Raw genomic sequence first — 12,751 nt, 5'->3', positions numbered from 1 at the left:
AAATGTTTATATTTTCACGCGTTTCAAACGAAGCGCGTTTGTCACAACCGATACAGAGCTAAATGCCATCGCTGCCCCAGCGATCCAAGGTTGTAATAACCCAGCTGCAGCGACTGGAATGCCAACGCTATTATAAAATAATGCCCAAAATAAGTTTTGCCGAATGTTACGCATCGTTTGTCGGCTCAGTTCAATCGCTTGTGGAATATGCATCAAGTCACCACCAACGAGCGTTACATCTGCCGTTTCAATTGCGACATCTGCACCTGTGCCAATCGCCATCCCAATATCCGCTTTCGCAAGAGCTGGCGCGTCATTAATTCCATCACCGACCATAGCCACTCGTTTCCCTTGTTTTTGCAGCTCCTCAACGATATTTGCTTTGTCTTCAGGAAGTACCTCTGCATATACACGATCCAAATCCACTTGCTTAGCAATGGCTTCCGCTGTCCGTTTGTTGTCTCCCGTCACCATGTACACTTCTATACCCATTTGTTTTAATGTTTGAATAGCGTCTTTTGAGCTTTCTTTTACTGTATCCGCGACAGCAATGATGCCAGCAAGCTGACCATCGATGGCAACTAGCATGGAAGTTTTTCCTTGTTTTTCAAGTTCTATCATTTTATCTTCATGCATGGCAATCTCTATAGAGCGTTCCTTCATTAGTTTTCGCGTTCCAACAAGGACGTTTTTACCATTAATGGTAGCTTCAATTCCGTGACCAGTAATGGCAGAGAAGTACTCCAGTGGCTTAACCAAAATTGCTTGTTTCTTCCCGTATTCAACAATCGCATGAGCCAACGGATGTTCCGAAGCGCTCTCGGCTGAAACGGCATAGTCGAGCATGTTTTCTTGGAATTGTAACACATCTGTCACTTCCGGTTTTCCTTTTGTCACTGTTCCTGTTTTATCCAGTAATACGGCATTGATTTTATGCGTTCCCTCTAGGTACTCACCTCCTTTAAAGAGAATTCCTTGTTCTGCCCCTTTGCCTGTACCGACCATAATCGATGTCGGCGTGGCAAGACCGAGCGCACAAGGACACGCAATGACAAGAACGGCGATGGCCACTTCAAGCGCTTTTGCCAAATCACCCGGCGCAACAAAGAAGTACCATATAATGAATGCAACGACAGCAATTCCTACAACAATCGGGACGAAAATACCAGAGATCGTGTCTGCCATCCGCTGAATCGGTGCTTTCGATCCTTGCGCCTCCTCAACGATTTTAATAATATTGGCAAGTGCTGTATCTTTCCCTACTTTTTCTGCGCGAATGGTCAGTACGCCATTTGTATTCATGGTTGATCCGATCACATAGTCGCCTTCCTTCTTATCAACTGGAATCGATTCACCAGTAATCATCGATTCATCTACGGAAGATGCCCCGGCGATGACCGTACCGTCTACCGGGATTTTTTCTCCTGGCTTGACAAGAATCGTATCGCCGATCACCACTTCCTCGAGCGGAACTTTTATTTCTTCCCCATTACGGATGACAGTCGCTTCCTTTGCCTGAAGGCTTAACAGCTTAGAGATCGCTTCTGTTGTTCGCCCTTTCGCAAGATCCTCAAAGTATTTGCCGACAAGCACAAGCGTAATCAAGACGGCGCTCGTTTCAAAATATAATCTTGGCATATATTCATGATTCCCAAGCGTCCGCAACGCTTCATACAAGCTGTAAAAGTACGCGGCTGATGTTCCAAGCGCCACTAGGACATCCATGTTAGCGCTCTTGTTTCGTAACGCCCGGTACGCCCCGACATAGAAGGGACCGCCGATGTAGAACTGAACCGGTGTAGCTAAAAGAAGCTGGAACCACGGATTCATCAGCAGATGCGGCATCGGCAAGCCTATATCAAACGGCATATGGGCAAGCATCGTATAAAGCAGCGGCAACGATAAGATGATGGAAATCGCGAGTTGCCGTTGTTTTCGTTTCAGCCGCTCTTCTTTCCGACTAGCATCGTCTTGTTCTTCGTTTCGAATGTGCCCTTTGTACCCAAGTTTTTTGATTTTCTCTAAAATATCTTCGACTGATGTAACGCCTTCTTTATATTCGACAACCGCACTGTTTGTCGCTAAGTTTACTGTTGCGCTTACAACACCTTCCATCCGCTGTAACCCTTTTTCAATCCGTGTCGCACATGCGGCACATGTCATGCCTTCAATATCAAGCGTCACTTTTTCTGTCGCAACGCCATACCCCAAATTCTCAATTTTCGTTTCGATATCGGCGATCGTTTGCTTCGATGGATCATATTGAATCGTTGCTTTTTCCATTGCCAAATTGACATTGGCTTCTACTCCATCCATCTTATTTAATACTTTCTCAATCCGATTGGCGCACGCGGCGCATGTCATGCCCGTCACCTTCAGCGTCACGGTTTTCGGCTCTCCCATTTCCCTTTCCCTCCCTTACTTCGAAAATTGTTTCATCACATCCATCAATTCGCGAATCGATTCGTCTCCGCTCCCTTCACGGATCGCTTTCGCCACGCAATGGCTCACGTGGCGTTCAAGCAGCTGCAGCCCGACTTGGTTCAACGCCGCTCTGATCGCAGAAATTTGCACTAAAATATCGATGCAATACCGATTGTCCTCCACCATTTTTTGCACACCGCGCACTTGTCCTTCAATGCGCTTCAAGCGCTTGATAATGCTTTCGATTTCCTGTTCCGTTCGTGGAACCATTTTTTTATCCATATTATGATCTTCATAATGGTTCATGAAATATCACCTCTTTGATTACATTATACCGGTAATGGGTATAAAACACAACAAAAGAGATCGTTGACACATCGTTATCGTCAACAATTTTTCATCATTTATTCACATTTTTTCGACAGCCGTTCAAACTCCTCTAAAGAAATCTCCCCTTTGGCTAATCGTACTTTCAATATTTCTATCGGAGAGAGTTCTTCTTTACGATCATTGATAAAACGATGTAAGAGATAAAAACCAATGGCGATTAATACAACCCAGAATAACATGATCCCAACCATCATAAAAGAACCTCCAAACATTCCCATTGAGTTTCCCTCCTTTTCCTAACTTTAAAACCAATAAGTGATCGTATCTAATATACCAAGTAAAACCATCACGATTCCGGCTGTTTTCTGAACAATCCCCCCTACCTGCCTTCCCTTTTTCATCAGAGTGCCGCTAAATCCTAAGTACCAAAGGACAAAGATAAAGAAAATAACAGGTACAGAAGTTCCAACGGCAAAGATGCTCGGTAACAGTACCCCATAAGACGTTGAATAGACGAGAGGCATGAGAGTGACAAAAAACAGCACAAACATCGTTGGACAAAAAGCTAATGAAAAGCCAAATCCCATGAAAAACGAACCGATTTTTCCTTTTCGCCATCTCTCAGGCACTTTGAACAAGGTAACGTTCCAATACATTTTAAAAAGCCCTAACAAATATAAGCCTACAAGAATGAGAATGGGACCGATCAGCTTTCTCAACCACGGAAAATATAATGTTAGTGTACTTTGAATCTCTTTCCCCATCAGCCAAACGATGAAACCTAAACCGGAAAAAGCAATAATTTTACCAAAAATAAATAGGAACAACTCTTTCCACGCAATTCCTTTTTGCAAGGACTGATTACTGTATAAAGTGATCGCTCCTAAATTACTAGTGATTTGACACGGAGCCATCGCTCCTACGACGCCAAGAAGAAAGGCTGACAAAATAGGAATCGCTGTCATGCTATTTGCCATATTAAGAAACGGTTGACTTAGAAAGTTACTGATCTGACTCAAGAACGAATACACCCTTCTTCTCACCTTCTTCTCTATCTGATGTCTATATTGTAGCAATGAATTTTGCAGAAATTGTGGAGCGATATATTTTTCAGTAAGCAAAAAGACATGCACCCGCATGTCTTTTTATATTTTCCCTTTCGATGCTAGTTTTGTCCAGCTTGCACCGTTATTTTTTGTCATAAAAATATCCCCGTTCATCGTCGCAATCACTATTTCGTTGTCATTTGCTGGATTAGAAGTGATATACATAATATAATCTTTTTTATCCAATGCAGGAACGGAAAGAACTTCTTCTTGTTTTGTGTCTAATGATTGTTTGATTAGGATAGGTTTATCGTTCTCTACAGCAGCAAATAAAATGGATTTTTCTTGGAAGACGAAAGTCGTCGTATTGATCTTTCGAGTAAAGCGTTCAAACGTATTTCCATTATCTTTTGAAACGAAAATTCCTTCAGGCGTACTAATTCCGACCATATTTTCGTCCGTTGGGTGGGCAGCAATCGTTCCTGCAGCAGTTTGCGGCAGGCCGTTTAATTGACTTTGTAACCACGTTTTGCCATCGTCTTTACTGTAGAATAACCCTTGTCTGAGCGTTTTATTTGCTTCTTGGTTCACGACATAAATCGTATGGCTTTTATAGCCAACTGTCATATAATGAAAATCAGATTCTTTATAAAATCCTAGATTCATCAACGTTTGTCCATTATCCAAACTTTTTACAAGACCAAGAGGATTTCCTAAAGATGAACCTTCTTCTGGATGCCCCGATGAATAAAATCCATCGTCTGTGGCAGAAAAGCCCATATAATCATGTTTATACGAAGTCGTTTCATACCACTTATTATTTTGGTAAACAAGTAAACCTTCATGTGTAGCAAAGTAAATCGCATTTTGGTTGCCTGCATAACCGATTCCATGTAAATGTTCGAACTTTCCTTCTTTCTTTTCTTTAAAGAAAGGATTATTTGTAACAGATATGTTGGATTTTGCTTGTTCTTTGCTCGTAATAAAGGCTTGTTTTTTTTCATTGGATGATGAACAAGCGCTTAGAAGAAAAATGGCCGATGTAATCATCATAGCTTTCGTCATTTTTTTCATTGCTGATACTCCTTTTTGTGTATTGAGTAAACATAGTAATTTTATAGCAGAAAAATTTGCAGAATTTATGGAGTTTGTTTCTTTGAATATGATATTTTGTTACTCTTCATAAATCCCTTTCAATTTTATTAGTTTAAGCCTTTTTTCGATTGATTTTCTTCCAAGTAAATAGGAGTAAAAAAATAGACAAAAATGTCGATATCACTTTCCCTTGCCATGTCCAATTCATCAATTGGTAAACGGAATAAGCTTCTAATAATAATGCTGGTATCTTGCCAAGCGAGCTGGCAATGATAAAGACCAGTAAGGACGTTTTTCCTACCGCCGCAACAAAAGTCACTACTCCTGACGGAACAAAAGGAAGAAGCCGCAAAGACAGAACAAGAAAAAAGGCTTCTAAACCTTTTGCTTCAAGCAAACGTCTGACTTTCGGGTGAGCAAATAACTTGGATTCAGAAAGCTTCCTGAATCCTTTACGATATAAAAGAAAGGAGATAATGGCTCCGATTGCTTCCCCTGCAAAAGATAAAAAGGTGCCTTTCCAAAACCCGAACACGGCCAAATTGGCGGCCGTGAGAAAAACGCTTGGTACAAGTCCTAAAATACTAATTATAATATTTATCACAATGCTGATAAGATAAGCAGCATTTTCATAGGTGTTAAGCAGTGTAATGATTTGTTCTTTCATCCTCTTCTTATCTTATGCCTCCCATTTATATCCTACCCCCCAAACGGTTTGCAGAAATTGATCGATCGGAAAACCAACTTGTCTAAGCTTTTCTCTGATATTTTTGACATGAGAGTCTATGGTACGCTCTTCCGTATTTGCGTTATAGCCCCATAATGACACGATGATTTGTTCTCGGCTGAACACTCTGTTTCGATGCTTCAAAAACAGCCCCAATATGGCAAACTCTTTCGGCGTTAGAAAAATCGGTTCGTTTTGATAGTGAACTTTATGTTCGTCTTCATCCCATACTAATCCTTGAAATTCTATTTTCGAGCGCTTTCCTACGGAGCGGCGTAGCACCGCCTCTATGCGGGCAAGGAGCTCGGCTTCGTCAAACGGTTTGGCGATGTAATCATCCGCCCCAATATTGAGTCCTTTGACGATATCTAACGTTTGATCTCTTGCGGTCACCATGATAATAGGAACATCGGAAAATTCTCTAATTCGTTTGCACGTTTCCCAACCATCCATCTCTGGCATCATAATGTCCAGCAAAACTAAATCCACTTTGTTATTTTCTAAGTACTGTATCGCTGCTAAACCGGACTCACACTTTACGCAATGATATCCTTTCGGGGAGAGATACAGATCAAGCAAATCTAACATTCGTTTTTCATCGTCAACCAGTAAAATCATGTACATGCTCATCCCTCCGGCAATGTAATGATCATGTTTGTTCCTTTTCCATATTCACTTGCGGCGTAAATCGATCCTCCGTGCGCTTCCACAATTTCCTTGGCGATGGCCAGCCCCAGTCCTGTTCCGCCGCTGGTTCTTGATCTTGATTTATCCACCCGGTAAAACCGTTCAAAAATATGCGGCAAATCCTCTTCAGGGATCCCTCTGCCTTCGTCCGAAACGATAATCACAATGTTGTTTTTCTCCGCCCTTGCATCAATAGAGACGGTAGCGCCTTGATCTGAATATTTTAAAGCATTGTCTAACAGATTTATCATCACTTGCTCAAAACGTTTTTGGTCTATATGGACGGTAATGTTTCCATCGCAGTAATATACAAGAGACATTTTTTTAGCTTGAAACGCAGGATGCATTTTATCATGCAATTTTTTTAAGAAAGAACATAAGTTTGTAGGTTCTTTATGGATTTGAAAGGAATGTTGATCCATCTTCGCTAATTCAAAAAGATCCTTCACCATCTTTTGCATATGCTCTGCTTCTTCGTAGATAATGGACAAATATTGGTTTCTCTCCTCTTCTCCCATGTTGGGTCTCCTAGCTATATCCGCATATCCTTTTACATAAGTGAGAGGGGTGCGAAGTTCATGAGAAATGCTGGCGAGAAATTCGTTTCTTTCTTTTTTTAAGTATTCTAAATCCCTCGCCAATGTTTGAATGGCTTTCCCTAATTCCGCCAATTCGTCCTCCCCTTTTACTTGCAGACGAACAGAAAAATCCCCTTTACTCAATTTTTCGGTCGCCTGCTTCATGCGAATGAGAGGAATAGTAATAACTCTTGATAAGAAAGCAATCGTAATAATCGTTAAAAATACGGAAAGAATTCCAACCATAAGGAAATGATGTTTTAACTTATAAATCATGTTTTGAATGGAAGCCGTATTTTGAAACATATAGACATACCCTTTGATCTTGCCGTCAATCCGAATCGGGCTTACTGTCGAAATATGCGCCTCTTTTTGCCAATCTTTTTGAACAATCATTCCACTATGGGGAATGTTTTTATTATTTGCTTTTTTTATGATTCTTTTAGCAAATGGTAAAATATGATCTGAAAAATACAATATCTTCCCGTTTTCATTTGTAATAACGACATCTGTCTCTGCTTCAGACTCCATCATGGTGACATGTTCTAACGTAGAAGGGTTATAATTTTTTTCTAACACATCGCGATGATTATTCCCTCTTGCCAACAGCTGCTCAAATTCCTCATTAATTCTAGAATTCACCAGAGTAACATATAATGACGCAAATAAAACCGTCTCTATTCCTAATACGAATACAAAAAATAATAGTCCTAATTTAAATGAAATTTTTCGCACTTTTGTCCCTTCCTTATCAGCTTATTCCCCTCCATATAATAACCAACAAATGTGGAGAAAATGTGCAGAAAAAATTAGCTGTATTTTTATCATTTTCGAATCCTTATAAATTAAGAGGAACTGATAAGAAATTCATCGGTTCACGATTAGTTTCTATCAGTTCCTTTCCCCTATTCATGGAGTACTTTTTTATCATGGTTATTTTCCAATTTTTCGTTTCAGCCAAGTAAAACGTTTAGATACTTATCCAACATTTCTTGAAATTTTGTCTAAAACACCTATGTCAGTCCCAAATTTGCTCATCGCATCACAATCACATCGGAGTTCAGAAAATAAAATGTAAGAAATTTGACAAGCATTCGAATGTCGAATGGAAGGCCTTAAAAGTTGTGCTTTAATTTCTTTTTCGCGTTTATCTGGAGCAACTAAATAAAACTTAGTCTGGTTTTCATGCATAGTTAAAGCCAAGTCATAGAGCCTTAAAATCCCAGAATAGATAGATGTACTTTTTTCAACCTCAAATGCACCAACAATTCTTTCTTCTTTATCCAACCAAATAACATCAATCAAAGCAACGGTTTCCTTCACTGATTGAGAGATATTTGGCAGATTTAAGCGTTTTAAGGAAAATTCCCCTAACTTTTGATTATTCCACTCTCTCTTATGATCATTTTGAGCAATCCATACATTATAACCAAGTACTTTTCCTAATCTTGCTAAATGATATTGCATTTCCGAATGATCATTTTCCTCGATAGCATCATTTATTACTTCAGAATGACGTTTCATTTTTGCTTTTGTTTGCTTTTCCATATTTTCTAATGTGATTTCATAGTTTTCACTAATGACTAATCTTCCCGTTCCAATTTCAAACAGAAGTCCTCCTACCGCACCAAGGTCCTTTGATACTGAACCTCCCGATGGCTAAAGCCACGGGGTTCTTGTGTACAAAAGGGTTTCTCGTACACCTGCGTGTAGAACTCACCCTTGTTCCACAAGACTTTCATGGGCAAACACCTTACTGGTGCTTATCGCCCTGTGCGCCCGATTCAAGACGCTTTTTATCATTTAAATTCCCATACTACTTACGACACATGGATGAAGATGAAGTCGTTTGATTTCTTCATCATGCAGTCGAATAAATTGATCCCATCTCTCTAAACATTTTTGTCTATCTATTTCTTTTCGATTGTCTTTCACATTCATGATTAAAAATGCGCTGTATAAATCTCGTTGCACTCTGCATCCGTCTACTTCGTGCCATCGTTGGGAAAGTGTTTTCTTGTTGTACTCATCGTTTTGGTGGTCGTATTGACTTGCCTTGACGCGAAATGTGTCGATGTATTGAAGGGAATAGCCTTCATATTGCAGTTTTTGATTCAGTATGTTTAAAAACAAACTTGGTGCACGATTCGCAATACTTTTCCCAAATCGTTTTTTCTTTTTGTATTTTCCGTTGGCATCGACTTTTGTTTCTTTTGCCTTTGCTTGAAGTGCTCTGAAATTCATTTTTTCTACTTGGATATGATGACCTAATGCGATGATCCAATTGGCAAGCCGTTGATGATCTTGTTTCCGTTTATCTGCCATTTTTCTTTGTAATTCTGCTAACTGATTTTTCGTTTTGAGATAATTTTTACTCCAAACCCATTTTTCCTTGTTGTCTTTTTTTATTGTCCCATCTTCATTGTATTTGTGCGAATTATTCGCCCGTCTTTGACGATCCAATTTTCGTTGAAGAACTCGCTTTTGCTTTTCTATGTTTTCGATGCTCGGCGCAAGAATAAGCAACTTGACATTATTCATCGAGCAAATAGCGACGGTTTGTGTTCCTATGTCGATACCAACATCGCCTTGATATTAGGTCAATAAAGTAGACACAAAAATTTATAAATTTTTAGCAACTACCGCGCTATCGCTTGGTGACCTTTTAAAAACAATTACGACGCTGTCCTAATTATTTTTAAAAGGTAAATTTTCGGGTCTCATTTTTCTATTAATATGTTCATTAAGCTCCCTTTTTATAGTACATACGTTCGTATTCAGAAGGTGAAAAATACCCTGTTGCGGAGTGAATACGTTTATTATTGTAAAATATTTCTATATACTCGAATATGCTCTTTTTTGCTTCTTCCCTTGTTTTATAACGAGTCTGATAAATTAGTTCTTTTTTTATGATCCCATGAAATGATTCGATACAAGCGTTGTCATAACAGTTTCCTTTGCGGCTCATGCTACATTTCATACCGTATTCAATTAGCTTAGCTTGATAGTCATTTGAAGCATATTGACTCCCTCGATCAGAGTGATGGAGGATAGATCCTTGTGGTTGTTGACGCTGATATGCTTGCTTTAAAGCGCTCAACACTAGCTCCTTTTTCATTAAACAATCTATATGCCAGCCGACTATTTTCCTTGAATACAAATCCATAACACTAGCTAGATAAAGCCAACCCTCATCCGTTGGAACGTATGTGATATCAGCTACCCACACCTCATTTGGCTTTGTAACAGTAAAATTTTGGTTTAAGACATTTTCATGAACCGGATGGTTATGTTTCGAGTTAGTGGTTGCTTTATGCTTTTTCACGGTACGAGACTTCATTCCCTTTTCTTTCATTATGCGGGAGACCGTCTTCTGTGAAACCTTAATTCCTTCATGATTGAGCTTTTTGGTAACCTTTGGACTCCCATACAATTGGCGGGATTCGATATACACACGACGCACTTCCTGCGTCAATTCTTCTCGGCGCTCTTGTCTAGCACTTTTGGGACGATCACGCCACTTATAATAACCGCTTCGAGAAACTTTCAAAACTTCGCACATCTTCTCCAATCGGTAATCGAAGCGATGTTCATGGATAAATGAATATTTTACCGATGGTCTTTCGCGAAGAAGTGCATCGCCTTTTTTAAGATGGAGTTTTCCTCCTCTAGATCCCGAATACGTTTCTTCAGTTCACGAACTTCGTGGTCTTCAGTTCGAAAAGTTTGGGTTTCTGATATTTCTGGTTCTTGCTTATACTTTTTCACCCAACCGTGAAGCGTATTTTCATTAATTTTGAGCTCCCGAGCCACTTGTGCAACGGATTTCGCTTCCTCCAAAATATAACGAACAGTTTGACGCTTAAAGTCTTCTTCGTATCGCCTTTGTTTTTTTGTCATGTAGACACCTCATTTTTTAGTCTATTATTACTATAATAATCTGTGTCTACTTTTTAGTCTAACATCAGACAAGTTTCACCACAGATGATGGAAGTTAATTCATTCTTCCATGGGAGACAACCATACCGCATCTATGCATCACCATCAGAAGAATGAAAATGTGAAATATATTATGTCTATACTGCTCTTATAGCTAAAGTCAGAGGTCGATTACAAACTGATACTTCGAGTTCGTATGGGAGTGTTGCCTTTTTGGATTCAGAAATTTTCAGGATAGTAGATAGTAAAACAGGAAACTTTGTTAATTAAATAAAAACCTCAATCTCTTTTACAAAAACAGCTTTACCTGTAATTTCTACTTCATATGAATCCTCACTTTTCATCACATTTACTTCTACTCTTCCATCTCTTCCAATTTCCTGACCTTGTTCAATTAAAAGGTTTAGGTTTAATACGTTATTATCTGCGATATATTTTGCATAATATGCGCCCATTACCCCAGAAGCAGTTCCTGTTACTGGGTCTTCAATCGTGCCAGAGAAAGGCGAAGAAAAATGTCGAGCATGCATATGTGCATTTGAATCATAAGTTTCTAAACAAAAAGGGTGGACAGAAGCCATTGGCATTTCTTTCAATATACTTGGGAAGAGCTTATTATTGGGTTTCATTCTTTTGAAAGCACTTAGGGTTTTTATTGGAATTAATAAAGTCCAAGTACCTGTACTTCCGTATAAAATCGGTAAGTTCGGTTCTATATCGTCTTTTTTCAGCCCTATGGAAAAGGCTAAATCTTCAACTGAACCATTAAATTCTTTAAATTGTGGAGATGCTTGTTTCATCGTTATGTCTATTTCGTTTTGTGAATTTCGATTTATTCTTATTGGCAGAACTCCTGCTTTGGTTTCTATTGTTAAATCACTCTTTTCTTTTAGTAATTCTTTTGTTTTTAATGCATAAATAGCAGCCATTGTTGCATGACCACATAGATTCATTTCATGTCCAGGTGTAAAATAACGAATTCTAACGTCCGCTTTATCAGATTTAAGAGAGAAAGCTGTTTCATTAAAGCCTACTTTTAACGCTATTTCTTGCATTTCCTTTTCAGTGAGTTGGTCTCCATCTAAAACTACACCTGCTGGATTCCCCATATTTGGCTCATTACTGAATGCATCGTAATGATAAACTTTGACTTTACTCATTTTCATTACCTCCAGAATAAGATTAATCATTTCAAGTTTTTCTGCTTGATAGTCTCTCTTAATGCTGTCCTTTACTTCAACAAAAAAAGCATTACTTCCTGCTTTTTGAAGTAATGCTCCTATTAATCTTTTGGTGAATATCACCATTTTAATTCCTTAAAAAATGGTTGGACATATTGACAAGAATTTTCTTTATTTAATGTCTGTATCCACCTAAAAATTAACTCAGCTGCTTCAAATGCTTCCATATCTGCATCTGATGAACCAGAATCCGTTTTTAATCGACCTGGATGAATCACACTTACATGAATGCCTTTACTATTTAGTTCATTGTGTAAACATATTGACAGCATATTTTGAGCAGCTTTTGCTATTCGATATGAGTAAGAAAAGTGTCTATCCTTAAACTCGCCAGAAGCCATCTTTGATAAAGAACTGAGCCTGGAAGAAACATTGATTATTCTTGGATTTGAGGAATTAAAAAGAAAAGGAAGAGTAGCTTGAACGGTTCGTATAATACCTAAGCAGTGAATATTGAATAAATCATATACCTCACTGGTATTTACCTTGTCTATTTGGTACTCAACCCCTGGAATTCCCGCATTGTTAATTAGTATGTCAATCTTATTTGTATATTTTTTAATAGTTAATTCTACACGGCTGTTGATTATCCAAAATTATGAATACTTCTCCCGTAAGCTTCATGATTTCATATGGAATCTCCTTCGCCTTGTTTGCCACCGTCGAATAATGAAAACGCGGCAA

Annotated in this window: 13 protein-coding genes; all 13 read right to left on the bottom strand. The window is 38.8% G+C overall.

Translation table 11 applies throughout. From position 1 onward, the window contains the following. Positions 1-6 precede the first annotated feature (6 nt). Entirely contained in the window at positions 7-2,403 is a 2,397-nt protein-coding gene (locus ABEV15_RS02390) for a heavy metal translocating P-type ATPase (protein ID WP_498852284.1), read from the bottom strand. A gap of 15 nt (positions 2,404-2,418) precedes the next feature. Further along, the gene (locus tag ABEV15_RS02385) at positions 2,419-2,730 is read right to left on the bottom strand and encodes a metal-sensing transcriptional repressor (RefSeq protein ID WP_025948613.1); all 312 of its coding nucleotides are present in this window, start codon (positions 2,728-2,730) and stop codon (positions 2,419-2,421) included. A gap of 98 nt (positions 2,731-2,828) precedes the next feature. Continuing rightward, positions 2,829-3,032: an SHOCT domain-containing protein gene (locus tag ABEV15_RS02380; RefSeq protein ID WP_498852283.1), complete on the bottom strand. Its 204-nt coding sequence runs from the start codon at positions 3,030-3,032 to the stop codon at positions 2,829-2,831. A 24-nt stretch (positions 3,033-3,056) separates the two neighbouring features. Further along, positions 3,057-3,785: an urease accessory protein UreH domain-containing protein gene (locus ABEV15_RS02375; protein ID WP_498852306.1), complete on the bottom strand. Its 729-nt coding sequence runs from the start codon at positions 3,783-3,785 to the stop codon at positions 3,057-3,059. A 114-nt stretch (positions 3,786-3,899) separates the two neighbouring features. Beyond that, positions 3,900-4,874 (bottom strand): F510_1955 family glycosylhydrolase, encoded by a 975-nt coding sequence (locus tag ABEV15_RS02370; protein ID WP_498852282.1) that lies wholly within the window; start codon positions 4,872-4,874, stop codon positions 3,900-3,902. A 133-nt stretch (positions 4,875-5,007) separates the two neighbouring features. Next, positions 5,008-5,562, bottom strand: coding sequence for a TVP38/TMEM64 family protein (locus tag ABEV15_RS02365; protein ID WP_429633959.1), 555 nt, complete (start codon positions 5,560-5,562; stop codon positions 5,008-5,010). Positions 5,563-5,574: 12 nt separating this feature from the next. Further along, positions 5,575-6,246, bottom strand: a complete 672-nt coding sequence (locus tag ABEV15_RS02360) for a response regulator transcription factor (protein ID WP_017434099.1) — start codon at positions 6,244-6,246, stop codon at positions 5,575-5,577. 2 nt (positions 6,247-6,248) lie between these two features. Continuing rightward, entirely contained in the window at positions 6,249-7,622 is a 1,374-nt protein-coding gene (locus ABEV15_RS02355) for a sensor histidine kinase (protein WP_498852281.1), read from the bottom strand. A gap of 243 nt (positions 7,623-7,865) precedes the next feature. Beyond that, positions 7,866-8,435, bottom strand: a complete 570-nt coding sequence (locus ABEV15_RS02350) for a type II restriction enzyme NmeDI-related protein (protein WP_498852280.1) — start codon at positions 8,433-8,435, stop codon at positions 7,866-7,868. 255 nt (positions 8,436-8,690) lie between these two features. Beyond that, positions 8,691-9,428 carry a nuclease/transposase family protein gene (locus ABEV15_RS02345; RefSeq protein ID WP_498852279.1) on the bottom strand — a complete coding sequence of 246 codons (738 nt, stop codon included), beginning with the start codon at positions 9,426-9,428 and terminating at the stop codon, positions 8,691-8,693. Positions 9,429-9,630: 202 nt separating this feature from the next. Then, positions 9,631-10,787 (bottom strand): IS3 family transposase gene (locus ABEV15_RS02340; protein WP_498852278.1). Its coding sequence is split into 2 segments (ribosomal slippage): positions 9,631-10,529 and positions 10,529-10,787, totalling 1,158 coding nucleotides; the frame shifts between segments, so codons are not numbered across the junction. 305 nt (positions 10,788-11,092) lie between these two features. Continuing rightward, positions 11,093-11,986: a PhzF family phenazine biosynthesis isomerase gene (locus ABEV15_RS02335; RefSeq protein ID WP_498852305.1), complete on the bottom strand. Its 894-nt coding sequence runs from the start codon at positions 11,984-11,986 to the stop codon at positions 11,093-11,095. Between the two features lie 140 nt (positions 11,987-12,126). After that, positions 12,127-12,630, bottom strand: a complete 504-nt coding sequence (locus ABEV15_RS02330) for an SDR family NAD(P)-dependent oxidoreductase (RefSeq protein ID WP_498852304.1) — start codon at positions 12,628-12,630, stop codon at positions 12,127-12,129. Between the last annotated feature and the right edge of the window lie 121 nt (positions 12,631-12,751).

Origin of the sequence: Bhargavaea massiliensis (assembly GCF_050480245.1) — a bacterium.
In the GTDB taxonomy this organism is placed as follows: Bacteria; Bacillota; Bacilli; order Bacillales; family Anoxybacillaceae; genus Anoxybacillus.
This window is presented reverse-complemented; position numbering and strand designations above follow the sequence as displayed.

Coding starts and splice junctions, on each gene's coding strand:
- ABEV15_RS02365 (WP_429633959.1), bottom strand. CDS start 5,562: ATGAAAGAACAAATCATTACACTGCTTAACACCTATGAAAATGCTGCT.
- ABEV15_RS02350 (WP_498852280.1), bottom strand. CDS start 8,435: ATGGAAAAGCAAACAAAAGCAAAAATGAAACGTCATTCTGAAGTAATA.
- ABEV15_RS02370 (WP_498852282.1), bottom strand. CDS start 4,874: ATGAAAAAAATGACGAAAGCTATGATGATTACATCGGCCATTTTTCTT.
- ABEV15_RS02380 (WP_498852283.1), bottom strand. CDS start 3,032: ATGGGAATGTTTGGAGGTTCTTTTATGATGGTTGGGATCATGTTATTC.
- ABEV15_RS02345 (WP_498852279.1), bottom strand. CDS start 9,428: ATGAATAATGTCAAGTTGCTTATTCTTGCGCCGAGCATCGAAAACATA.
- ABEV15_RS02385 (WP_025948613.1), bottom strand. CDS start 2,730: ATGAACCATTATGAAGATCATAATATGGATAAAAAAATGGTTCCACGA.
- ABEV15_RS02390 (WP_498852284.1), bottom strand. CDS start 2,403: ATGGGAGAGCCGAAAACCGTGACGCTGAAGGTGACGGGCATGACATGC.
- ABEV15_RS02335 (WP_498852305.1), bottom strand. CDS start 11,986: ATGAGTAAAGTCAAAGTTTATCATTACGATGCATTCAGTAATGAGCCA.
- ABEV15_RS02360 (WP_017434099.1), bottom strand. CDS start 6,246: ATGTACATGATTTTACTGGTTGACGATGAAAAACGAATGTTAGATTTG.